This is a genomic window from Streptomyces sp. NRRL F-5755 (genome assembly GCF_001279365.1).
GTDB classification, from domain to species: Bacteria; Actinomycetota; Actinomycetes; order Streptomycetales; family Streptomycetaceae; genus Streptomyces; species Streptomyces rimosus.
Genome location: NZ_LGCW01000047.1, coordinates 74,208 through 98,059 on the forward strand (window position 1 = coordinate 74,208; position 23,852 = coordinate 98,059).

General features: G+C 70.7%; 18 protein-coding genes. 9 read left to right on the forward strand and 9 right to left on the reverse strand.

Going from position 1 to position 23,852, the window contains the following annotated elements:
• Nucleotide 1: 1 nt before the first annotated feature.
• The 9 genes from ADK86_RS08055 to egtD all read left to right on the forward strand — a co-directional run bounded on the left by ADK86_RS08055 (nucleotide 2) and on the right by egtD (nucleotide 9,813).
• Nucleotides 2-1,171 carry an acyl-CoA dehydrogenase family protein gene (locus ADK86_RS08055; RefSeq protein ID WP_053695969.1) on the forward strand — a complete coding sequence of 390 codons (1,170 nt, stop codon included), beginning with the start codon at nucleotides 2-4 and terminating at the stop codon, nucleotides 1,169-1,171.
• Nucleotides 1,168-2,847: a TauD/TfdA family dioxygenase gene (locus ADK86_RS08060; RefSeq protein WP_053695970.1), complete on the forward strand. Its 1,680-nt coding sequence runs from the start codon at nucleotides 1,168-1,170 to the stop codon at nucleotides 2,845-2,847. The genes ADK86_RS08055 and ADK86_RS08060 overlap by 4 nt, the downstream gene beginning before the upstream one ends.
• On the forward strand, nucleotides 2,844-3,671 hold the full coding sequence (locus ADK86_RS08065; protein ID WP_053695971.1) for a hypothetical protein: 828 nt from the start codon (nucleotides 2,844-2,846) through the stop codon (nucleotides 3,669-3,671). The genes ADK86_RS08060 and ADK86_RS08065 overlap by 4 nt, the downstream gene beginning before the upstream one ends.
• Nucleotides 3,668-4,252: a hypothetical protein gene (locus ADK86_RS08070; RefSeq protein WP_053695972.1), complete on the forward strand. Its 585-nt coding sequence runs from the start codon at nucleotides 3,668-3,670 to the stop codon at nucleotides 4,250-4,252. Before ADK86_RS08065 ends, ADK86_RS08070 begins: the two co-directional genes overlap by 4 nt.
• Complete coding sequence (locus ADK86_RS08075; RefSeq protein WP_053695973.1) at nucleotides 4,225-4,986, forward strand: sulfite exporter TauE/SafE family protein; 762 nt, start codon at nucleotides 4,225-4,227, stop codon at nucleotides 4,984-4,986. The genes ADK86_RS08070 and ADK86_RS08075 overlap by 28 nt, the downstream gene beginning before the upstream one ends.
• Before the next feature lie 343 nt (nucleotides 4,987-5,329).
• Nucleotides 5,330-6,694, forward strand: a complete 1,365-nt coding sequence (gene egtA / locus ADK86_RS08080) for an ergothioneine biosynthesis glutamate--cysteine ligase EgtA (protein WP_078951922.1) — start codon at nucleotides 5,330-5,332, stop codon at nucleotides 6,692-6,694.
• Entirely contained in the window at nucleotides 6,691-8,007 is a 1,317-nt protein-coding gene (gene egtB / locus ADK86_RS08085; RefSeq protein ID WP_053695974.1) for an ergothioneine biosynthesis protein EgtB, read from the forward strand. Before egtA ends, egtB begins: the two co-directional genes overlap by 4 nt.
• A 91-nt stretch (nucleotides 8,008-8,098) precedes the next feature.
• Nucleotides 8,099-8,854: an ergothioneine biosynthesis protein EgtC gene (egtC, locus tag ADK86_RS08090; protein ID WP_053695975.1), complete on the forward strand. Its 756-nt coding sequence runs from the start codon at nucleotides 8,099-8,101 to the stop codon at nucleotides 8,852-8,854.
• Entirely contained in the window at nucleotides 8,851-9,813 is a 963-nt protein-coding gene (gene egtD, locus ADK86_RS08095; protein ID WP_053695976.1) for an L-histidine N(alpha)-methyltransferase, read from the forward strand. Before egtC ends, egtD begins: the two co-directional genes overlap by 4 nt.
• A gap of 1,274 nt (nucleotides 9,814-11,087) precedes the next feature.
• Here egtD and ADK86_RS45615 read toward each other — a convergent pair.
• The 9 genes from ADK86_RS45615 to ADK86_RS08140 all read right to left on the reverse strand — a co-directional run bounded on the left by ADK86_RS45615 (nucleotide 11,088) and on the right by ADK86_RS08140 (nucleotide 23,401).
• Nucleotides 11,088-11,624 (reverse strand): Imm1 family immunity protein, encoded by a 537-nt coding sequence (locus ADK86_RS45615; RefSeq protein ID WP_078951923.1) that lies wholly within the window; start codon nucleotides 11,622-11,624, stop codon nucleotides 11,088-11,090.
• Nucleotides 11,519-15,901 carry a polymorphic toxin-type HINT domain-containing protein gene (locus ADK86_RS08105; protein WP_078951924.1) on the reverse strand — a complete coding sequence of 1,461 codons (4,383 nt, stop codon included), beginning with the start codon at nucleotides 15,899-15,901 and terminating at the stop codon, nucleotides 11,519-11,521. The genes ADK86_RS45615 and ADK86_RS08105 overlap by 106 nt, the downstream gene beginning before the upstream one ends.
• A gap of 166 nt (nucleotides 15,902-16,067) precedes the next feature.
• Nucleotides 16,068-17,057, reverse strand: a complete 990-nt coding sequence (locus ADK86_RS08110) for a hypothetical protein (protein WP_234345766.1) — start codon at nucleotides 17,055-17,057, stop codon at nucleotides 16,068-16,070.
• 284 nt (nucleotides 17,058-17,341) lie between these two features.
• The gene (locus ADK86_RS08115; protein WP_053695979.1) at nucleotides 17,342-17,881 is read right to left on the reverse strand and encodes an RICIN domain-containing protein; all 540 of its coding nucleotides are present in this window, start codon (nucleotides 17,879-17,881) and stop codon (nucleotides 17,342-17,344) included.
• A gap of 64 nt (nucleotides 17,882-17,945) precedes the next feature.
• Entirely contained in the window at nucleotides 17,946-18,485 is a 540-nt protein-coding gene (locus tag ADK86_RS08120) for an RICIN domain-containing protein (RefSeq protein WP_053695980.1), read from the reverse strand.
• A gap of 65 nt (nucleotides 18,486-18,550) precedes the next feature.
• Nucleotides 18,551-20,077: an AbfB domain-containing protein gene (locus ADK86_RS08125; RefSeq protein ID WP_159393812.1), complete on the reverse strand. Its 1,527-nt coding sequence runs from the start codon at nucleotides 20,075-20,077 to the stop codon at nucleotides 18,551-18,553.
• A 302-nt stretch (nucleotides 20,078-20,379) separates the two neighbouring features.
• Nucleotides 20,380-21,180: an alpha/beta fold hydrolase gene (locus tag ADK86_RS08130; protein ID WP_053695982.1), complete on the reverse strand. Its 801-nt coding sequence runs from the start codon at nucleotides 21,178-21,180 to the stop codon at nucleotides 20,380-20,382.
• Nucleotides 21,181-21,210: 30 nt separating this feature from the next.
• Nucleotides 21,211-22,026 (reverse strand): thioesterase family protein, encoded by an 816-nt coding sequence (locus ADK86_RS08135; RefSeq protein ID WP_053695983.1) that lies wholly within the window; start codon nucleotides 22,024-22,026, stop codon nucleotides 21,211-21,213.
• 94 nt (nucleotides 22,027-22,120) lie between these two features.
• Nucleotides 22,121-23,401, reverse strand: a complete 1,281-nt coding sequence (locus ADK86_RS08140; protein WP_234345767.1) for a cytochrome P450 — start codon at nucleotides 23,399-23,401, stop codon at nucleotides 22,121-22,123.
• Between the last annotated feature and the right edge of the window lie 451 nt (nucleotides 23,402-23,852).

The window sequence follows — 23,852 nt, forward strand, 5'->3', positions numbered from 1 at the left end:
CATGGACCTGACGCTCACTGACGAACAGGAGATGATCCGGACCACCGCGCGGAAACTGCTGCGCGACCGGAGCGGGACCGCCGGGGTACGGGCCGTGCGGGACGGCCCCGGCGAGGGGTACTCCCGTGAGCTGTGGCAGCAGATGGCCGACCTGGGGTGGACCGGACTGGCCGTCCCCGAACGGCACGGCGGACTGGGAGCGGGTTTTCTGGAGAGCTGTCTGCTGGCGGAGGAGCTGGGAGCCGCCCAGGTGCCCAGCCCGTTCCTGGTCACCACGGCGTGCGCCGGGATGACGATCGGCAGGTTCGGCACCGAAGAGCAATGCGCCGCCTGGCTGCCGGCCATCGCCGCCGGCCGGCCCATGACGGCGGCGACGGCATCGGATATCGCGGCCACACGCCGTACCGACGGCTGGACGCTGAACGGCACGGCGACCTTCGTACCCTTCGCCGCGGCAGCGCACGCCGTCCTCGTGGCGGCACACGCCGGCACCGGGCCCGCCGTCTTCCTGCTCGACCCGGCACAGGCCGCTGCCATCGACATCGCCCCGCTGCGCGTCATCGGACCGGTCCCCCGGTACCGGCTGCGCCTGAAGGACGTGACCGTGCCCTCCGACGCGGTGCTCGGCCGCATCGGCCGGGGAGACGAGGTGATCCAGGCGCTCGAAGCATTCGGCGCCGCGGCGACCTGCGCGGAGATGGTCGGCGGCGCGCAGCGGGTGCTCGATCTGACGCTCGCGTACGCCACCGAACGCCGCCAGTTCGGCCGGCCGGTCGGCAGTTTCCAGGCGGTCCAGCACCACTGTGCCGATATGGCGGTCGACGTGCTGAGCGCGCGGCTCATCACGTACGAGGCGATCCGGCACCTGGCCGGCGCCCGGGCCTCCGGGTCCGGCGACCACGGCCCGGAGGCGGTGGCCCTGCCCGTGTCCTGCGCCAAGACGTGGGTGAGCGAGGCGTACCAGAGGGTGTGCGCGCTCGGGCACCAGGTGCACGGAGCGATCGGCTTCACCGCCGAGCACGACCTGCACCTGTACCTCCAGCACGCGTTGAGCGCCGCTCCGGCGTTCGGTGACGCCGACACCCACGCGCGCCGGGTGGCCGACGCGCTCGGCCTGCCGCGGCACGGCGGGCCCCCGCACCACACGTACGGACAGGAGATCCACCGGTGAACCACGCGATCCAGCACGACGTACAGGCAACGCCCCGGCCCTTCACGATCCCGGACTGTTCGACACCACAGGACCTGCGTTTCGCCTTCCTCAACCTCGCCGCGCACCCACGAGGCGACCTGATGCTCCAGGAATTGCTGGCGGCCGGTTTCGTGCCCGCCATCGTCATCGAGGAGACCTCCACACTGGCCACGCGGGGACGCCGTGCGCAACTCGACGTATTACAAGGCGTGCCCGGCTTCCAACCGCCCACCACCAGTCAGGAAATGTGTGCCGAACACGGCATCGCCTATGTGACGGTGGACAGCCACAACGACGCCATCACCCGGCGCACGCTGCTGGCACACGATCTCCACCTCGCGGTGCTGGGCGACACCCGCATTCTCAAGCCGGAGGTGATCGGCACCCTTCCGTACGGCATCGTCAACACCCATCCCGGAATGCTGCCGGACGTCCGCGGAAACACCCCCTATATCTGGGCGGTCATCCACGACCTTCCGCAGGGCGCCACAGCGCATCTCATCAACACCGGTATCGACCGCGGCCCCGTCATCGTGTCCCGCCCGCTGCCGCCCGTGCCGGACGCGACGGTGCCGCGGCTGGTGCACGCGGTCAACGAGCTGTGCGCCCAGGTGGTCGTGGAATGCCTGAACCGGATAGTGGCCGGTGACGCCACACTGTGGGAGCAACCGGACGACCGTACGGTCACCTTCCGCGAAGCCCGCCCGGAAATCTGGGAACTGGCCGGGGACATGCTGCGGGAGAAGCGGCCCGGACACCGCGAAGCGGCCCCGTTCAAGGTCATTCCTGCCGACGCGGTCATCGGTGCCCGGGTCGAAGGACTCGATATGCGGCAGCCTCCCGGGCCCGCGGCCGTCGAGGCCCTCGAAGACGCGCTGGAGCGGTACGGGGTCCTCATCGTCCCCGGTCAGAGCCTCACCCCGGCCGAGGAGGTCCGGTTCTGCCGGGCCTTGGGGGAACTGGACATCCCGCCGCGGTTCGAGGACCGCAGGACCGGCCATCCGGAGATCTTCGTGATCGGGAATCCGGCCGACAGGGCCGTGCTGTTCGCGCCGGACTACTCCGGTCACGAGGACGAGGCGGACATCAGCGATCTCGAATGGCACGCGGACCATTCCCAGTACGCCGTGCCCACCTGGATCAGCATGATGTACGGCGTCGAGGTCCCGCCGGTCGGCGGCGACACGCTGTTCGCGTGCACCTATTCCGCGTACGAGGCGCTCGATCCCGCAACGCGGCGCCGCTACGACAAGGTCCGGCTGCTGCATTCCGTCAAGGGCGTCAACGACTATCTGCGCGAACTCGGAAAGCCGGAGGGCATCAGCGAAGCGGAACTGGAACTCGAAAAGGAACCGCCGCAGCAATGGCCGCTGGTGCGCAGCCACCCGCGTACCGGCCGCAAAGCCCTGTACTTCGGCGCGCGGATGAGTATCGGTGCCGTCGGCATGGACGAGGAGGAGGGCCGGCGCCTCGTCCGCGAAGTCACCGAAGCGGCCACCAAGCCGGAATTCGTCTACCGCCACCGGTGGCAGCAAGGTGATGTCGTCCTCTGGGACAACCGCCGTGTCGTCCATGCCGCGTCCACGTTCAACACGCGCCGCTATCGCCGGGTCATCCACCGGATCACCGTCCGCGAGAACGCCGGGCCGGCATGAACACGGCCGCCGTGAACTCCTATCCCGACCGGGCGGGCATCCCCTTCGAGGACGCCACGCCGGACGGCACCGTGGGGCTGCTGGCCCTGGCCACCGACGCCAACATCGAGGACACCCTCAGGAGCCTGCTCCCGCCGAGCGTGGGGCTGTGCACCACCCGGCTGGCGAACACCGAACCCATCACCGCGGCGTCCCTGTGCGCCACCAGGGACCGGATCACCGAGGCGGCACGGACCATCCTGCCCGGCGGACGCCTGGACGCGCTGGTCTACGGCTGCACCGCGGGCGCCGCCGCGATCGGGCACGGGGAGGTGGAACGGCTGCTGCGGGCGGCGCACCCGGCGGTGCAGTGCCTGACGCCGGTCAGCTCCGCCGCGGCCGCCATGCGGCACCTCGGCATCCGGCGGCCGGCGATCCTCACGCCCAATGTGCGCGAGCTGAACGTGGCGATCGCCCGCCACTTCGGCGCATCCGGCTTCGAGGTGGCCGATGTCGTCGGGCTGGAGCTCGCCCAGGACGCGCACATCGGCCGCGTCCCGCCCCATGTCCTCGTCCGCGCGGCCCGCCACGCCTGCGGTCCGCGCGCCGACGGCCTGCTGGTCTGCTGCACCTCGCTGCGGGTGACGCCCGTCATCGACCGGATCGAGGCCCTGGTCGGGCGTCCCGTGGTGACCAGTAATCAGGCGGTGCTCTGGGACCTGGCGCGCCGTCTCGGTTTTCCTGCCGCGCGTACCGGCCTGGGGCAGCTCCTGGCCCCTGCCTCGGTCCGCCGCGCAGGCAGCACAGCGCCCCGGGCCGCCGCACCTGCCGGAGGCCGTCGATGACCGTGGAACGGGCCCACCCGGTGGCGTCACAGCGGCACGGGACGTCGTACGGCGCCCGCGCCCTGACGTTCCGCCACCCCACGGTGGCCGACACGGACGAGGTGCACGCCCTCGCCCGCCGGTCGGCCTCCCCCGTCACACGAGCCGCCTGCCGGATCTGCTGCCGCGACTTCGCCCGTACGTCCATGGTGGCCGACCGGGCAGGAGCCGTCGTCGGATTCCTCGGTGGCTACCGCAGACCCGCGGACCCCCGGACCTACGTGGCCTGGCATCTCGTCGCCCTCCAGGAGGAGGCCGGTGTGGCGCTCGCCCTGATGGCCGCGATGGCCGGGAGCGTCCGCCGCGACGGCGCGGAGGTCTTCGAAGCGCCGGCCGGCCCGGACGACCCTGCGCATGCCGTGCTCGTCCGGGAACTCGCCCGCACCTACCATGCCGTTCCGGACACGTCGACGCAGGCCCTGCCCTCCTCCGTGTCACCCGGCGACCCGACCGTGCTGTACCGCTTCGCCCTCACGGGCGGGCCGCCCGATCCCCGACCCCCGGAGCCCCCCACTTGTCGATCCCACACTTCGCGTTGCTGACCGCGGCCGGAGTGGCCGCGGGACTGACGGGAACCGTCGCGGGACTCGCGTCGCTGTTCTCCTATCCCGCGCTGCTCGCCGCCGGCCTGTCGCCGACGACCGCCAATGTCACCAACACGGTCTCCCTCGCCATCGGCAACATCACCGTCGTTCCCAGTTCACGCCGGGAGCTGTCCGGTCAGTCGTCCGCCCTCCTCAGGCTCGGCCTGGTGGTCGTCCTCGGCAGCGCGGCCGGGGCGGCCCTCCTGCTGGCCACCCCGCCGGGGGTGTTCCAGCGGGTGGTGCCGTTCCTGGTCGGCGGCGCGTCGGTGGCCATCCTCGTACGGAGGCCGGCCCGCGACACCCCCGGCAGCGACGAGCCGAAGCCGCCGGAGAGCACCACATGGCTGACGGTCCTCGGCATGTTCGCGGTGGCGCTCTACAGCGGTTACTTCGCCGCTGCCTCGGGGGTGGTGATGCTCGCCCTGCTGCTGGCCACCACGTCCGAGAGCCTGCTCCGCAGCAACGCCCTGAAGAACGTCCTGGTCGGTGTGGCGGACCTGGTCGCGGCGGCCGGCTTCGTCCTGTTCGGCACCGTGTCGTGGTTCGACGCGCTGCCGCTGGCGCTGGGCCTGCTGCTGGGCTCCTGGCTGGGCCCACCGCTCGCGCGCAGTCTTCCCACCGCACTGCTGCGGGTGGGCATCGCCCTGGCCGGGCTGGGGCTCGCCGTCAAACTGGCGGTGGAAGCGTACTGACGCCGTACGGCCTGTGGAGGGGCACGGGTCCTTACGGCCCGCAGGGGACACCGGCCGGTTCGACGCCGTACGGCCCGAAGCGGACACCGGTCCCTACCTGACCGCATCCCAAATTCGCACAAAGAACCGAACCACCGGCATCTTCCTCCTCCCCGAAAACTCCCAGGCAGCAGCGGCCGCGCGGGCCCTCCGGGCGGCCCGGAGCCGGTGCGTGCCCTCGCGCACCGGCGCCCGGCCGACGAGAATGTGCCCTTGAGCGCACCGCCCGCACCCGATTAGGTGGAGGGCGGCAATTCCGCCGTCGGACGGCAGCCGCCGTCCCGGCCCGAAGGAGTTGGAGCCCATGCCTGCACGTCCGGCGGTCACGGAGGCGGAGCTGGAGGCCCACCTGCGGGGCATCTGCTTCAAGACCGGACCACCTCGCCACATAGGCGTCGAGATCGAATGGCTCGTGCACGACGCCCGCAACCCCCGATGTCCCGTCGACCCCGTACGACACCGCGAAGCGGCCGCCGCACTGCGCGCCCTCCCCCTGCGGTCGGCCCTCACCTTCGAACCCGGCGGCCAGCTGGAGCTCAGCTCGCTGCCCGCCACCTCCCTCACCGCCTGTATCGAGGCCGTCTCGGCCGACCTGGCACTGGTGCGTCCCGCCATGCGGGAGCTGGGCCTCGGCATGGCCGGTCACGGCCACAACCCCTGGCACCCCCCGCACCGGGTCCTCACCGATCCCCGGTACACCACCATGGAGGCGTACTTCGACCGCTGGGGCGCGGCCGGCCGGTCCATGATGTGCGGCACCGCCTCCGTACAGGTCTGCGTGGACGCCGGCCACGAGGAGCCGGGTCCGCTGGGTCTCGGCCGCCGCTGGAGACTGGCGCACCTGCTGGGCGCGGTGCTGGTCGCCGCGTTCGCCAACTCGCCGGTCAGCGAGGGCTGCCCGACCGGCTACCGCTCCACCCGCCAGCTGGTGTGGTCGCAGATGGACCCGGCCCGCACCCTCGCCCCGCCGGACGGTCCCGATCCGCGCACCGCCTGGGCCGGGTACGTCCTGGACGCGCCCGTGATGTGCGTACGCAGCGACGACGGCCCGTGGGACGCGCCCGAGGGGCTGACGTTCCGCGACTGGGTCCGTACGGGCGCGCCACGCCCGCCCACCGCGGAGGACCTCGACTACCACGTCACCACGCTCTTCCCGCCCGTACGGCCGCGCGGGCACCTCGAACTGCGCATGATCGACGCGCAGCCGGGGGACGGCGGCTGGATCGTGCCGCTGGCCGTCACGGCCGCGCTGTTCGACGACCCCGAGGCCGCCGAGAGCGCGTACCGCGTGGTCAAGCCGCTCGCGGAGACGGCCGGCACGCGTCCCGCGCCGCGCAACCCGCTGTGGCGGCACGCCACCCGTGGCGCGCTGACCGATCCCGAGCTGCACGCCGCCGCGCTGGCCTGCTTCACCATCGCGCAGGAGGCGCTGCCCCGGCTGGGCGCCTCGGCGGAGGTGACCGGCGCGGTCGCCCGGTTCACCGAGCGGTACGTGGCACGCGGGCGCTGCCCGGCGGACGACCTGCTGGAGGGGGCGTACGCGGACGACGAGCCAGCGCCCGCCGCGCCGCCGCCCCGGCCGGCCGTGCCCGCGCCGCCCACCGGGTTACCGGCGGCAACGGACGCCGCGTACGAGGACGAGCTCACCCCTGGGAAGGACAGCCTGTGACCCACGATCCCGAATCGCTCCGGGAACGCGCGGCGCGCGCGCTGCTCGCCGCGCGCGACCGCACCCGCCTGCTGACCACCTGCGTCGACGACCACGACCTCACCGCGCAGCACTCCCCCTTGATGTCCCCGCTGGTGTGGGACCTCGCGCACATCGGCAACCAGGAAGAGCAGTGGCTGCTGCGCGCGGTCGGCAAGCGGGACGCGCTGCGCCCGGACATCGACTCCGTCTACGACGCCTTCGAGCACCCGCGCGCCGAGCGCCCGTCCCTGCCGCTGCTGCCGCCCGCCGAGGCGCACGGCTACGTCACGGACGTCCGCAGCCGGGTGCTGGACGTACTGGAGAGCAGCCCGCTGCGCGGCGAGCCGCTGCTCGACTCCGGCTTCGCGTTCGGCATGATCGCGCAGCACGAGCAGCAGCACGACGAGACCATGCTCATCACGCACCAGCTGCGCCGCGGCCCGGCCGCACTCACGGCCCCCGAGCCGCCGGTGACCTCCGACGGCATCCTGCCCACCGAAGTCCTCGTCCCCGGCGGGCCGTTCACGATGGGCACCTCCACCGAGCCGTGGGCCCTGGACAACGAACGCCCCGCACACCGCCGCCTCCTGCCGTCCTTCCTCATCGACACCACACCGGTGAGCAACGGCGCGTACCAGGACTTCATCGAGGACGGCGGGTACGACGACGAACGCTGGTGGTCCCCCGAGGGCTGGGACCACATACGCGAACACCGGCTGCGCGCCCCGCTGTTCTGGCGCCGGGAGGGCGGGCAGTGGCTGCGGCGGCGCTTCGGCGTCACCGAGCCGGTGCCGCCGCAGGAGCCGGTGCTGCACGTCAGCTGGTACGAGGCCGACGCGTACGCGCGGTGGGCGGGACGGCGGCTGCCCACGGAGGAGGAGTGGGAGAAGGCGGCCCGGCACGACCCGGCCAGCGGCCGGTCCCGGCGCTACCCGTGGGGCGACGAGGACCCCGGCTCCACACACGCCAACCTGGGCCAGCGGCATCTGCGCCCCGCTCCCGTCGGCAGCTACCCGGACGGCCAGTCACCGCTCGGCGTACGCCAACTGATCGGCGACGTATGGGAATGGACGGCGAGCGACTTCCTCCCCTACCCCGGCTTCGCCGCCTTCCCCTACCGCGAGTACTCGGAGGTGTTCTTCGGCGGGCCGTACAAGGTGCTGCGCGGCGGTTCGTTCGCCGTGGACCCGGTCGCCTGCCGGGGCACCTTCCGCAACTGGGACCTGCCGGTACGGCGCCAGATCTTCTCCGGCTTCCGCACCGCGCGGGACGCCGGGACGGCGGGCGCATGAGGGCCCCGGCGCCGGCATCGGCACCGACCCCGGCGTCGGCACCGCCGGAGGACACGCCTGCGGCTCCACACGGCCCCGGGAGGCGAGGCTGATGTGCCGTCATCTCGCCTATCTAGGGCCGGAAGTACCGATCGGCGACCTCATCACCAGGCCCTCCCACGGCCTGTACCGCCAGTCCTGGCAGCCCCGGCACCAGGTCCACGGCACGGTCAACGCGGACGGCTTCGGCATCGGCTGGTACGCGCCCGGCGACCCGGTTCCCGCCCGCTACCGCAGGGCCGGGCCCATCTGGGCCGACACCGGCGTCCTGGACCTGTGCCGGGTGGTGCGCACCACCGCGCTGCTCGCCGCCGTACGGGACGCCACCTTCGCCGGCGCGGACGCCGAGGCGGCCGCCGCGCCGTTCGCCGACGGGCCGTGGCTGTTCAGCCACAACGGTGCGGTGCCCGGCTGGCCCGGCTCCCTGGCCGACCTGGCCGCCGACCTGCCGCCGCACCGGCTGCTGTCCCTCCAGGCCCGCTGCGACTCGGCCTTCCTGTGGGCACTGGTGCACCACCGCCTCAGCGCCGGCATGGACCCCGCCGAGGCGCTGGCCGACACCGTCGCCGCGGTGTCCGCCGCCGCTCCCGGCGCCCGGCTGAACCTGCTCCTGACCGACGGCGCCACCATCGCCGCGACCACCTGGGGCGACTCCCTCTTCTACCTCGCCGAACCCGGCCGCAGCACCACCGTCGCCTCCGAGCCGTACGACGCCTCCCCCCACTGGACCGAGGTCCCGCCGTACACGCTGCTCGCGGCCACGCCCACCGACGTCCTTCTCACCCCGCTCAAGGAGCCCGCCGCGTGAGTCCCCTCACCGTCACCCGCACCCTGCCCGCCGACGCCACCACCGCCGCGCTCCGCGCCGACGTCGCGCACGGACTGACCCGCACCCCCAAACAGCTCCCGCCCAAGTGGTTCTACGACGCCCGCGGCAGCGAACTCTTCGACGAGATCACCACACTGCCGGACTACTACCCGACCCGCGCCGAACGCGAAATCCTCATCACCCGGTCGTCCGAAATCGCCGCCGCCACCGGCGCCCGCACCCTGGTAGAACTCGGCTCCGGCTCCTCCGACAAAACCCGCCACCTCATAGCGGCCCTGACCGCCCTGCACACCTACGTCCCGGTCGACGTAAGCGAAACCGCCCTGACCTCCGCCGCCGAAACCCTCCTCGCCCTGCACCCTTCCCTGACGGTCCACGCTTTGGTAGCCGACTTCCAACAGGGCTTCGCCCTCCCCGGCACCCCCGGCCCCCGCCTCCTGGCCTTCCTGGGCGGCACCATAGGCAACCTCCTCCCCGAAGAACGAGCCACCTTCCTCCGCTCCGCCCACGACCTCCTCTCCCCCGGCGACGCCCTCCTCCTGGGCACCGACCTGGTCAAGGACGAGGCCACCCTCGTAGCCGCCTACGACGACCCGACCGGCGTCACCGCCGAGTTCAACAAGAACGTCCTCAACGTCATCAATCGGGAACTGGAAGCCGACTTCGATCCGGCGGATTTCCAGCATGTGGCGCTGTGGAACGCGGAGCGGGAGTGGATCGAGATGCGGCTGCGGGCGACGAAGGAATTGACCGTGAAGGTTCCGGCGCTGGATTTGGCGGTGCCGTTTGGGGAGGGTGAGGAGATCAGGACGGAGATTTCGGCTAAGTTCCGGGAGGAGGGGGTGCGGGAGGAGTTGGGGGGTGCTGGGTTTGAGATGAGGCGGTGGTGGACTGACGGGGAGGGGAGGTTCGGGGTTTCGTTGGCTGTGCGGGGGTGAGTGAAGCGGTGCTCAGCAAGCGAGCGGGCGGGCACCGCCCGAAGGAGCCGAAAGCTGCAACCCAACTCGACGAGTGACCACTGTCACGCACCGCTCTGATGCGGTGAGCCCACAGTTCGCTGCGTCTGCCGCCTGCCCGCCGGATTCACCCTGTCGAGCTACCACGAAGGTGAATCCGGTGGGCCTTTCATCCTCGGTCTACTCGTCAGTGGACTGCGCTTGATCCGGCACTCCCGACTTCGACACCTCAACCAGCTCGGCGCCACCTGCCAGCGCGCTACGCGCGGCATCGGGGCGGGGCGTGACGAGCCCCGATGCCGCGCCATCGGATTGTGCCGTGCCAAGCACCTCCCTAGCGTCGGTGAGCACGGCGACCGCGTCATTGACGAGAGCTTCGTGGCGGGCCTCTTGCTGGTGGCGGGCACCGTGGACAGCGGCGAAGTCGTCGTGCTGGTCGCCGCGCGTCGTACCGGTCTGCCCGCAGCCCTCGCGTTCGCAGGTCCAGCGGGACCAGCGGGACCAGCGCCCCGCCCTACCACCGTGTAGTCCCTGCTGTAGGTCACGCACGGCTCCTCTGATGGTTTTGAAGGGCCAGTACATCAGCGGCGCGGTGACCGTACGGCGGGTTCGCCGAGATCGGCCCGCTTTCGGGCCCTGAAGGCGGGGCGGCGGCCAGACGTCGGTGCCCCGCCCCTGCCCGCCGATTACAGCGCACGGCAGCGACGCCCCGGCACCGGTTCCGCTAGGGGCGCCCCCTGCAGCGCCAAGGAGGGCTAGGACGCGCTGATCATCGTGAACCGGTCGGGCCCCCGCATCGGTGGTCAGTAGCGACGCCCACCTGGCCGGAACGAGGCGACGTTCGGGAAGAACCCGGCGTACCACGGCGGCACGGTCTGCGGCTGGCTCGCCAACATCGCCGTCCGCACGGTGCCGCCGAGTTCGGTCCGTGCGGCGTCAGGGCGTCGACCTTGTCGTCATTAAGGAACTCCTCGGCAACGCCCTCGATGCAACCAACGACGACCCTGGCGCCCCCACCCCGCCACAGCCGTCGTCCGCTGACGTTGCCGTAAGCGTTGCCGAAACGACGCAGAAGCCCCATCGAAATCTCTTTCGGTGGGGCTTCTGCGTGAATATTTAACCTTGCATGCTTTGAAAGCAGGCGGCTCGGCACGCAGCCCTATCGAACGCCTAACTCTATTCCGGCTCTATAACCACTGTTGCCCCACAGAATGCCCTCTGCGGGGCAACAGTGTAAGTTCCATATACCGGGATCTTCAGGCCTGCGCCGCTTGCCATTGAACACAGGCCGGACGCCGCCCTCCCGAAGACAGAAACTCTTTTACGCCTCGCCGAACAAGATCAATAGGGATCTCTGAATTGGCGGGAAACTCCGTCATGTGTCCCTGAATGTAATACACAGGGCCAGACCGACCGGGTGATCCCAACGTCACTACATTTCCATCAGAATCCAAGTACGCGATGACACCCACCTGGAGGTCCCTGTCGACCCCAACCAGCAGTTCGTGATCGGGGAATCCAGAGGGCATGGACTCTCGTTCCAGGGAATGGATCTGAGCCATGTTCTCATGAACAGGACCAGTCAGGAGCGAGTCGATCAACGCATCGACCTCCTCAGCCGTATGGAGAAGTGCCGGCTTCTCGCCGTGATCCAATCGATACCGCGCTTCAGCGCGAGCCTGCATGATTAACGCCTCCCATATCTCCGACTGTTCCAGGCGCCACCCGGCTCCTGCCAATGCAGTGTAAGCGATCGATCGCTGCCCAGTAGGGCGTCCAACACCTGATCGCATCCCAATCTCACCGTACACGGACCGGTCGGAAAATTGATCACCAGATTTGCATCCGTGATACCGTCTCGCGCCATGATGGCAGCGAATTTTTGCTCGACATCACTGGCCCGCCAAGAGGTGGACGATCCAGGCAAGATGCCTCGTTGGCGAAGCGTGTCGTTGACCCAACCGATCAAAGCGGCGTCTTCTTTTGTATTGCCGCTGACCAGATCGTATGAAGCACCGTCCCCGGCAACAGCACGACCGGAAGTCGGGCCCCCTTCTCGGTAAGCCGGAAGCCTCGCGGCCTCCGTGTCGCGATTGAAGTTGCAGTTGTGAACAAGTACGGAAGTCGCGCCCGCCAGCACATAGTACGTGTGGATGCCCGCCACAGTGAGGTTGTAGACCCGACGAACCTCGGTCCAGGCGCGGGTGCCGACGACCTTGCGCAGGTCACCGTTGACGGTGCGGAGACGGTCGCCCGCCTTGAGGTTCTTGGCGTCCACCCACTGGCTACGGTTCGCAGACCAGAAGGGGTGGCCGTCGGTGGCCTTGAGTGTTCCGGTGGCGTTTCCAACTGCGCCATCGGTGTCGATGGTGACCTCTACCAGGTGCTTCTGTCCCTCGCCGACGATGACGTCGGTGACAGCGCGCGCCTCTGTCCGGCCGGTTGTCGGATCGGTAGCGAGAACCTGCTGACCGACTCGCATGTCTCGGATGGCCTTACGTGAACCGTCGGCCATCACCACCGGAGTTTCCGGCGTGAAGCTGTTCTTCTTGGCGCAGGGAGTCCGCCGGAACTTCTCGATGATCTCCTTGCTCTTGCGGATCAGCTTCTTCGCCTTGTCGGACTCCTCAATGAACTTGCCGATGTTCGTGACAGTCCGATAGATGGCCTTACCGATCGCTGGGGCTTCCTTGATGGCCTGGAAAGCCCTGCCCCAGGGAAGCGCCCCGATGAGCGTCCAAATGCAAGCCTCGATGTCTCCCTTGGTGAAGCACGCTTTGACGTCATCAAGGCCGAGGAGCTTCTCCAAGATTTCGGCGCCGTGTTCCTTGAGGAAACCGAGGAACCCCGCGTCGTCGAGGTCGAGAGCTGCCTTGTACTCTTCGGGCGTTATGCCGGCTGCCTTGAGAGCTGCTTCCTCGCCCGCATTCAGCTGCCCGTATTCGCCCTTGCTGCCTGCATCATTGAGCGACTCCTCACGCCTCTTCCGCTCCTGCTCCCGCTCGTAAGCCTCCGCCTTCACGGCGGATTCCTTCGCCTCTTGGGCGTACTCGTTGGCCTTCTTCGCGAAGCCTTCCGCCGACTTGGCGTGTTCTTCGGCGGAGTCGGCGAGCTTGCTGGCGGCTGCGGCGTCGCTCTCGGCCTGCTTGGCGGCGCCCTGGGCGACCGAGGCGTCATGTTCGGCCTGGGTCGCGGCGGCGGCAGCGGCGTTGGCGTGCTGCGTGGCCTCGGCTGCGGCGCCGCGGGCGCGGGATGCCTCGGCCTCGGCTGCGGTGGCCGCTTCGCGGGCCGCCTTGGCGTCGGCGTAGGCCTGGTTGGCAGCCTGGCGGGCGGCCTTGGCGTCGGCCTGGGCCTGGGCGTCGGCCTTGTTGGCGCTGGCCGCGGCGGCCCTCGCCTTGGCGCCGTCGTCGGCCGCCTGGGCGGCGGACTTCATGGCGTTGGCGGACGAACGCGCCGCGTTTGCCGCGGAGGTCGCAGCATCGGCGGCGGCCTTGAAGGCCGGTGCCACTTCGGCGTTGGCCCGCTTGGCGGCGTCCTCGGCGGCCTTGGCGGCCTTGAGCGCCTCGGCGGCCTTGGCCTCGGCCGATTCGACCTGCTCCTTGCCGGTCTCCAGGGCGGCCGTGGCCACCTGCGCGGCGAAGTCCGCGTCGACGTCCGAGCCGGAGAAGGGCGCGGTCATCTCGATGGCGGTGTTGGCCGGGTCGGCGATGCCGGCGGCAGTGCTGCGGGCGGCAGTGGATGCCTGTACGGCGGTCGTGGCCTGAAGCCTGGCCATCGCGGCCTCGCGGACCGCGCCTTCGGCCTCCTCCTTGGTGCGGTTCGCTGCGTTGAGGGCGTTTTTGGCCTCCCGCATGGCCAGATCGGCCAGGCGGGCGGACTCGTGGGCGGCGATGCCCGCGCGGGCCTCCTGGGCGGTGGCCTCGGCAGCCTGGGCGTTGGCGCGCTGCGCCGCGGCGTGCGTGGCGGCGGCCTCAGACTCGGCCTTGTTCGCCGCGGCGTTCGCCGCAGCGGCAGCAGCCTCGGCCTTGTTCGCGGCGGCATTGGCCGCTGCAGCGTGCGCGGTGGCCTCGGCCGCCGCGGCACGTGCCCGGGCGGCGTGCCCGGCGGCTTCGGTCGCCGCGGCGCGGGAGCGCACGGCCGCGCCACTGGCGCCGTCGGCGGCGCTGCGCGCCTGGGTGGCGGCCACGCCCGCGGCGTCGGCGTCCTGACGGGCGGACTTCGCCGCGGTCCGGGCCTCAGCGAAGTCGAGGGAGCCGCGCCCCGAGGCGGCCACCGCCTCCATGGCTTGGGCCTTGGCCTCCTGCGCCCGGTGGTTCTGCTCGGCCTGGTGCGCCTTGTCCCGGGCCTCGTGGGCCCGCTGTTCCTCGCCCCGTGCCTTCTCGTCCGCCTTGGCGGCGATGCCTTCCTGTTCGGCGGCGCTCGCGCGCGCCGAGGCGGCGGTGGCGGCGGACTCCTGTGCCTTGGCCCGCAGCGACGCGGCGGTACGGGCCTCGGCTTCCGCGCGGGCCCGTGCCGCCTTGGCGGCGTCCCGCTCGCTCTCGGCGCGGGCACGTGCCTCGGCGGCCAGCTTGCGCTCGCGCTCGGCGATCTGCCGCTGCTCGGCAGCGATCTTCGCCTGCCGCTCGGCTTCGAGGCGGGCCGCTCGGGTCTTCTTGGCGTGCTCCCACGCCTCCGCCTCGGCCTTCTCCGCCTCGATACGGGCCGTCCTGGCCCGGGCGGCGGCGTCGGCCGCGATCTTGGCCTGCTTCTCGGCGGCCGCGGCCATCGTGGCCGCCGCCTTGGCGTGCTGCTCGGCGTTGGCGCGCCACTGCTTGGCCTGCTGCTCGTGCGCCTCGGCCGCGTTCTTGGAGTTGAGCGCCGCGGCGTCGGCGGCCGTGGCGTCCACGGCGTGCTGGGCGGTCTCGCTCGCCTTGACCGCCGCGTCGGCGGCCGCCGCGATGCCGGAGGCGACCTCGGACCACTCGGTGCCGTGGGTCAGCCCGGTCTCCACCAGGATGTCGGCCTGGATTTTGGCCTGGGCGGCCGCGACCTGGGCGGCCTTGGTCGCCTGGGTCGCGTACTTCACCTGGCGGGCCACCTCGGCCTTGACCTCGTCGTACGAGGACAGTCGCTTGCCGGCCCGGTCGGCCGAAAGCATCCGGTCGGCCTGACGTGCGGCCGTGGCGGCCGACGTCATGGCGTTGGAGGCGTCCTTGAGGGCCTTGACGGCTTCCCCGTGGTGGCCGATCAGCTTGGTACGGGCCTCGGCCGCGCGCTTGGTCTTGAGAGCCAGCTCAGCCAGCTTGTCGGCGGCCTCCTGGGCCTCCTTCAGCGCCTTCTCCTGAGCCGCCTGGTCGTCGGCGTCCTTCTGTGCGGCGACCAGGTATCCCTTTTCCAGGAACTCCGTGATGGCCGCATCGTCGCCGGTGGCAAGCGCGGCCTTGGCCGCCGCCTGCACATAAGGGCCGCCGACCGTGGCGAGCATCTCCACACGCTTGCGGAGTTCTGCCGCGTGCTCCTTGGCGGTCTTCTCGTCCTTCGCGTCCTCGTCCCGCGCGATCTGCGCACCGTAGGCCAGGAAGGCCGCGCGGTCCTTGGCCGTGGCCTTGGGGCCCAGAACACGCTCGACCTCGGCGTTGAAGTGCGGCCCACCGGTGCCGCGCATCGCCTCGATCTTCTTGCGGTTCTCGGCGTCGTGGTCTTCCTTCTTCTCCTTGGCGCGCTTGCGGGCCTCGGCCTCGCCGTGCTCCAGGAACTCCCGGATCGCGTTCGGGTCGTTGCTCTCCAGGGCCTTCTTGGCGGCTTCCCTCACCTCCTCTTCGGGGTCGCCGTCCGCATAGTCCTCGACCAGTTGCCGGTCGCGCTCCGCGCTGAGCCGTTCCAGCGTGGACTTGGCGGGCGCCTGTGTCGTGGCGGCGGGCTTCGGCAGTGACGCGACCGCTGCGTCGAGCGTCGACATCGCCTGGGCGAACGCTGACTTCTCAGCGGGCTTGGCGGGCGCGGCGGCGACGGCTTCGGTCGCCGTCGTACCCAGCACCGCCATGGCGACCACCGCGGCGACGGCCTTGCTCATGGTTCCGGTCACGCCCATGCGTGGTTTTCCGGCTCTGGGCCGGAATCTGGCTATCAAGGGAAGAACCCCCTCAGTCAACGGATACAGAAATGGACCCTGCCCTGCCCGTACACACGAAGCGTTCGAGCAGGGCAGGGCATGGGTGGGAAAGACGGGAAGTGCGGTACTGGAGACGAGGCAGGGGTCAGCCCTTGACCCGGGTCTCGCCTTCCATGGCCCGGTCGAACATGTTTTGCCAGAAGGTGGCCGATTCGACGGCGCCCGCCAGTTCCTTGGCCCACGCGTCGCCGGTGGCCGTGGCCGGGTCCGCGATGTTCTTCCAGAGGTCGTCGGCAGAGGTCTTGGCCTTCTCGGCGATGGCCCGCCAGTTCTTCGACTGGGTCTCGGCGGCGGCCTGCTCGGCCAGCCACGCCTTGCGTGCGGCGTCGGCGTGCCCGGCCACCGCCTCCCAGGCCCGCTCCGCGTTCGCCCTGGCCTGCGCCGCGTCGGCAGCACCCTTGACGGCCTCCTCGGCCGCCACCGCCACCTTGATCAGACGGGTCAGCTTGTCATGGCGGAGCGTTTCCTCGTCCGCGATCCGGGACCGGTGGCTCTCCAGATCCAGCGTGGCGCCGGACGCCCAGCCGTACCCGTAGAACTCCGCGATGTCGTCGTCCGTGGCACCGGGCCGCAGCACCCACTGCGCCGCCGTCCGTACCTGCTCGCCCGGATCCTCCTCGGCGAGTTGTCTCACGTATTCACGAGCGGCGGCAGCGACCTTCTGCTTGTGCTGCGTACTGGCATCACGCTTGGCACGGTCACGCTTCTGGGCCTCGGCGTATCCCGTGCGGACGAATTCCGCTTGCTCGTCGAAGCTGCCCTTCAGCGCTTCCTCGGCGGCGGCCCGCACCTCGGGGGAGTAACTCGCGGGGTGCGTACGGATGACCCGTTCGATGTAGGCCTTGTTACGAGCCCTGACACTACGAGCCCGGGTGCGGGCGAAAGCATAGCCGCCATCGGGAGCCAGCCACTTCTCGATCGCCTGCGGGTCATCGCTCCGCAGGGCATTCCAGGCCGACATGCGGACCTCCGCGTACGGGTTGGTCATCGCATAGCCCAGCACTTCCTTGCGGGCCCGCTCGGCTGCCTCGGCGGCCATGAGCGCGGCCGCGTCGGAGTCCTGAGCAAAGGTCACGCCATGAGCAGCCGGGACGCCCCCCGGAGCGTCGGCCCAGGCCGGCGCCGTGCCCGCGACAGCGCTCGCACCGGCCAGTACGCCGCACGTCAACGCCTGGGCGATCCACCACTGACGTCTCACTCAAGTCCCCTCGGAGAAAAATTCGGCGAGCAGCACGCACATCCCGTGCTGCGACCGGTTACGTGGAAGAACGTGAGGACAATGCCGCCACCGGCGGACCGGTGCGGCACCGTCTCTTCACGGCAGGTGTCCGCCGTGCCCGAACGGCACGGCCGGGCTGGCTACTTGACCGACAGGATGCGCCACTGCTGAGCGATGCCCTGGTTGCACTTCCACTGCCAGACCGCGGCACCTTCGGTGTCCTGGGCGTGGCCGATGTCCAGACACTGGTCGCCGGTGTGCGTGGGGCGGATCTCGTAGAGCTTGTTGATCGGGTCCAGGAGACCGAACGTCCAGCGCTGATGCTTTTCGCCCGAGCAGGGCCACTGCCAGACCTCGGCACCGGACTGGGGCTGCGACCTGCGCACTTCCAGGCACCGTCCGCTGACCATGTTCCGCAGCTCGAAGGTGGACTCCGCGGCGGGTACGACGCGCCACTTCTGGGCGTCGGTGCCGTTGCAGGTGAGCTGCTGCACCTTCGTCTGGTCTCCCGCCGTGTAGGGGGAGGTGTCCAGGCACTTGCCGGTGGCGGCGAGCTGGAACTGGACGGTTTCCGCGGCCGGGGCGGGCGTGGTGCCTGCCGCGTGAGCGGTGGTCGTGCCGCCGGCCAGCGCGGCGACCATGCCGGCAGTGGCCAGCGTGGCTCGGGTGATCCGTGCCATCGTGTGGTTCTCTCTTCTTCTCACAGTGTTGTCGTCAAGGAGTACGCGGTCGGCAGGCGACGCGTCAGCCAGCCACCGGCAGGATCCGCCAGCGCTGGTTGTCGCCGCCGTTGCAGGTGAACTGGGTGACGTTGGCACCGTCCGCCGTCTGGCTGTCGTAGACGTCCAGACACTGGTTCGGCGCGTGCTCGGGGCGCAGTTCGAACAGCTCCTTGGCGACCTCGACCAGGCGGAACCGCCAGCGCTGGTGGTCGCCCTCGCCGCACCACCACTGCCAGACGTTGTCGCCCGCCTTGGTGCCGCCGCCGCGCACTTCGAGGCACTTGCCGCTGTGCTTCGCCCGTATTTCGAAGGTTCCGTCACCGGCGGGGGCGAGCTCGAAGACCTGGTTGTCAAGGCCGTCGACGCAGGTCGACTGCGCGGCGTTGGCGCCGTTGTTGAAGCTGCCGTTGGTGGTGGTGAGGCACTTACCGCTGTGCGCTGCCTGGAGCTTCGCCAGAGCCGGTGCGGAGGCGACCGGGGCGGCGTGGGCAGTGGCCGTACCACCGACGAGCGCGGTGAGACCGGCGGCGGTGGCCAGCGCGGCTCGGATGGACCGAGACATCGTGAATTCCGTTCTTGTTCTCAAGGTAGTGACGTCGGTGACGTCTAGTGGTTCAGGCGGGCCGGTCAGCCAGCGAGCGGGGTGGACAGGTTCCACGTGGCGTCCTGCTCGAAGTCCTTGGCCGCCTCGAAGCCATGCTTGCCGCCCTTGACGGCCGCATAGAGGTCACCCTTGTACTGCCGCAGATAGGCGTCCTTGTTGGACATGGACGTGAAGGACTTGCCGGCACCGGTGAGGCCCTTGTGCACGCACCAGGTGGCGTCCTTCTTGGCCTCTGCGCTGCCGTCGTCCGGGGCGATCCGTACGCGGGAGTCCTTCAGCGTCAGGTAGAAGCCGGGCTTGCGTGCGGACTCGAAGGAGAAGCAGCCGGGCTCGATGTCGGTGGCCAGCGCGTCCTGGACGATCCAGGTGGCGTCCTCGCGGTCGGACTCCTTGCCCTTGACGCCGACCGGCGTCAGGAAGGTGTTGCCGCCGTCGACGCTGGACTGGCGGATGAACCAGCCGCTCAGCCTGGAGGCCTGGAGGGACTGTCGCAGAGCACGGAACTGGCCCTCCCGGAAGAACAGGGAGACGTCCTCGGGGGTGCCCTGGAGCGCCTTCTCCGCCGCGGCGACCAGGTTGGGGCGCACCCCGGTCTTGGCCGCCCGGGCCTGGATGGCGAGGACCTTCCGGCGGGTCTCGTCGGCCTGCTTCTTTGCGTCGATCTCGGCGTCGCGCTTGAAGGCGTGGTCGGCGCCGGTGTGGATGAACGTCCGCCAGTCCGCCGCGCTGGAGCTGTTCAGCGCCTTCTGGGCCGCGGCGAACAGCTCGGTGCCCTGGGCCTCGGCCGGAGTCCGGTTGATCAGCTCGCGGATGAAGTTGTCGTCGCTGAGGTTCAGCATGGCCTCGGAAGGCACGATGCCGAACAGCGCGCCGGCGCTCCGGCGGGCGTCCAGCTCCTGCTGGCGCTGGGCCTTCTCGCGGTCCTTCTGCTCCAGCTCCCTGCGCTCGTTCGCCGTGTCGCGGTCGTGGGCTTCACGAGCGCCGTTGGTGATGAACTCGCGCCAGACGGCCGGGTCCTTTTCTCCCAGAGCCTGGTCAGCGGCCTTCCTGACCTCCGGCGTGGTGGCTTGGTGCTTGATGACCGCGCGGATGAAGTTCTCGTCACTGAGCCCCAGAAGTTCGGGGCTGGTGGGGATGCCGATCGCGATCAGCGCCTGCGCCTTGAGGGTGCGCGCCTTGCGGTCCTCGGCCGCCTCCTCCTGCTGCCGCTTCGCATCGATGTCGAACGCCTCGCGGACGCCGTCGGTGATGAAGCGGACGTGATCGTCGGCGGAGGCGCTGGCGAAGGCCTCCTCGGCGGCCAGGCGTATCGCTTCCCACTTGCCGCCGGCGTCCTTGGCCTTCGACCACAGCACGAGGATGAAGTCGCGGTCGCTCATGGCGTACTGCTCGGGGGCCGGCTCGAATCCGAGCTTCGAGGCCGCGGCGATGCGCTGCTCCGGGGTGGTGCGGGTGACATCGGCCACCGCTCCCGCGGCGCCCGAGGGAGCCGCGAAGGCACCGGCCGGAGCGGCGATGCCGGTGACGGCCGCCAGCGCCGTGGCGGTCACGATCCCGCGCGTGATGAGCTGCCGTGCGCGGGCGGAACCGGGACGCACGGGACGTGTGCTGTTGTTATGCATTTTTGTTCTCAGGAACCCCTCTAGCCCCCCGTACGGGCGACCTGGACATGTACAGAACGAACGCCAGCGAAGTCTTTAATCTGGGCTTATGGAGAGTCAAAGCAGACTTACCGAAGTTGTCCCCATTGGCCAGATCCAGGCGTCCTAGTACGTTTTCAGGTCAACCAATCCGGGAAGTCTCAGCACCCGCCGCAGCCCCCCGCTCCGTCCTTTGGGGCCGTGCCGGGCCTTCAGGAGCGCTGCGCGGCCTTCTCCGCCTCGTCGAGAAAGTCGAGCACCATCCGGCTCGCCACTTCGCGGAACTCCTCGAAGTAGGCGTGCCGGGCGCCGGGCAGCAGGGACATACGGGCGTCGGGGATGCGGTCGGCGAGCAGTGGGGCGTTGGCGGTGGGGTTGAGGAGGTCGTCGGTGCCGTGGAGGACCAGGGTGCGGGCGCGGATGCCGGGCAGGGCTTTCCAGGCGTCGTGGTCACGGCTGGCGGCCAGGTGCCGGCGCCGGGCGTGGGGCGGCATGGTGGGGTCCCCCAAGGTCTGGTGGGGGCCGGGGTGGGTGGCGAGCCAGGCGGGGGTGTACATGAGTTCGGCGAGGGCTCGTCGGGCGGCGGCCGGGTCCGTGGTGGCCAGCGAGCGGCGTACGGTGTTGCTCGGCTCGACGCCGTACCGGCCGCCGGGGGACGTGCAGCCCAGGATCAGAGCCCGGACCCGGTCCGGGTGGTGGGCGGCCAGTGTCTGGGCGACCCGGCCGCCCATGGAGGTGCCGTAGACATCCGCGCGGTCGATCCTCAGGGCGTCGAGGACCGCGATCACGTCGTGGGCGAACAGACCGGTGCTGTACGGGGCGTCCGGCGCGTCGCTGTCGCCGGTGCCCCGGTAGTCGAGGGTCAGGGTGCTGCGGGTGGTGTGGAAGTCCTCCCGTACGCCGTCCCACCAGTGGTGGCTGTTGGCCTGGCCGGAGAGCAGGACCAGTACGGGCCCTTCGCCGCGGAGTTGGCAGGCGATCCGGGTTCCGCCCGGGGTCGTGACGAGCGGCACAGGGGGCTCCCAATATCTCGGTGTAAATCGTCAGCGGTCGGCGACCAGCAGTGTCTGCAGGATGCGGCCGCAGTCCCCGGCCCCGTCGGAGAGCTGACCGGCAGCCAGTCCCGACCCGCCGGGACTGGCTGCCGTCGCCGAGCGGATGCAGAACCATTCACCGACCGGCTCACGGTGCAGTGCCAGCGTGATGTCGGTGTTGATGACGAACTGGCGGACGTGGTCGAGTTCGAAGGCGACCGCCCAGTTGCTGTCGGCCAGGGTGAGTGCGCGGGTCAGGGGTGTGTCGGGTTCGCCGGCCACCAGGGGGATGCGCTGGCGACCCCAGGCTGTTCCCGGGCCGGGGGTGTCGAAGTTCTTCCCGGGCTCGAAGCGCCATTCCATGGCGGCGATGTAGCCGTCCAGGTGGGCAGCGGCCATGGTCTGCGGTGTCTGCGGTCCGGGCAGGGGCGGCGGTTCGGTCTCCGGGCGCAGGCGCGGGGTGTCGGCCGGGGCGGCGGCCACCCGCCACGCCCGTGCGAGCATCACCGTCTCGCCGCCCGAGGTCAGCTCGCCCTCGACCAGCTCCGTACGCCCGCCGGCACGGACGGTGCGCACCTGGACGTGCAGGTCGGCGACGGGCACCGGGCGCGGCAGGTCCACGGTGACGCGCGCGACACGGAACCCTTCCCGGGCCTCGTGCCGCTCCAGCGCCCTGCCCAGCAGGGCCGAGGGCGGACCGGCGTGCTGGGTCTTGGGGCTCCACGGGCCCGCGGTGGCGGAACTGCTCTCGTAGCGGCCTTCACCGAGGCTCCGGTAGAACGCCTGGTCTCCCGCTTCCGGCTCGGCCGGCAAAGGATCAGTCATGAAGACTGCCTACTCCACGTCGGCCGTTCCGGGCAATGGATGTTCAGAAGTCGCAAGCCCACGCCGTCCGGGCGGGGTTCGTGCGGTAGCCGGGTCACCTCACCCGCACCGGCAACCGCCTCAACCCGTTCTGGAAGTTGGACACCAACCGCACCGGCTCCCCCGCCAGCTCCAGCCCCGGCAGCCGCTCCAGCACATGCCGCAGTACCGCTCGCATCTGGAGGCGGGCGAGGTGGCTGCCCAGGCAGAAGTGGGGGCCGAAGCCGAAGCTGAGGTGGTCGTTGGGGGTGCGGGTGATGTCGAAGTGGTCGGGGGTGGGGAAGACGGTTTCGTCGCGGTTGGCGGAGGCGTGGTAGACGACGACCTTGTCGCCGCGGCGGATGTGCCGGCCGCCGAGTTCGGTGTCGCGGGTGGCGGTGCGGCGGAAGTCGATCACCGGGGGCCAGTAGCGCAGCATTTCCTCCACCGCGCTGTCGGTCAGCTCCGGTTCCCGGCGGAGGCGGGCGAACTGGTCCGGGTGCCGGAGGAGGGTGAGCAGGCCGCCCGGGATGCCGTTGCGCAGCGTTTCGTTGCCGGCCACGGCGAAGAGGAAGAACGTGTTCTCGAACTCGGCGCGGGTCAGGCCGCCTTCCCGTAGGTGGGCCATCACGGTGCCGGGGCGCGGGTGCTCGGCCAGGGCGTGGGCGTACGCGAACATGTCGGCCAGCGCGCGGCGCGAGCGCGGGTTGACCGGACGTCCGTCCGGGCGGAGCGCCGGAGCGGCCCGGTGGCGCAGGGCGGCCCGGCCCATCGGGCTGAGGCGGGCGGGGTCGGCGGTGCTGGAGGTGGCGTACGCGTCGTCCTGGTAGCCGATGACGCGGTTCGACCAGTCGAAGAGCAGCTGCCGGTCCTCCTCCGGGACGCCCATGACGTGCGCCAGCGTCCACACCGGCAGGTCGGCGGCCACGGTCACGAAGTCCGCCTCGCCCGCCCGTGCCACCTCCGCCACCAGCTCCCGCGCCCGCGCGTCGATGACGTCCGCCAGTTCCCGTACCGCGCGCGGGGTGAAGGCCGCGGCGACGACGCGCCGGATGCGCGCGTGGTCCGGCGGGTCCTGGTTGAGCATCATCGCCCGGACGAACGCGAGGTCCTCCTCGGTGTCGGGGTCGCGGATCTGGGTCGCGCCCAGGTACGAGGAGTAGATCTCGGGCGTACGCAGGACGTGTTTGACGTCGGCGTGCCGCAGCACGGCCCAGTAGCCGGTCCCGGCGGGCCAGCCGTCGACCGCCGGTTCCTCGATCCAGCACACCGGCCGGGTCGCGCGCAGTTCCCGGAAGAGCTCGTACGGGACCGCGGTGGCGTACGTGCGGGGTGCGAACACGTCGGCTGCTCTCACGCAGGCGACCGTACGGTATTCCATCCGTTCGGGGGAATCGGGCCCGCCCGGCGGCTGATGGCGGTCCGGCCTGCGCAGCATGACGACGTGAAGGGATCGCAACGTTTCCGCAGCGTCCAACCTGCGCTTTTGATACCGCTCTTGGTGGCGCTCGCCGTGCTGTCGGCGCCCGCGGTGGCCCACGCCCGGCCGTCTGCCGCCCCGGCCCGGCCCGCCGACGCCTGCGCGAGCGCCGGGGTGGACGCGCCGGTGCAGCCGCCGACCGGCCGGCCGAGGCCGCCGGGCTGGGGCCGGGGCTGGTGTGGGGACTGGGACTGGTGTTGGGACTGGGACTGGGGGCCGGGCTGGGATTGGGAGTGGCAGTGCCCGACCCCGACCCCTACTCCGACGCCCTCACCGACCAGGCCGCCCAAGCCCACCCCCACACCCACCCCGTCCCCCACTCCTACGT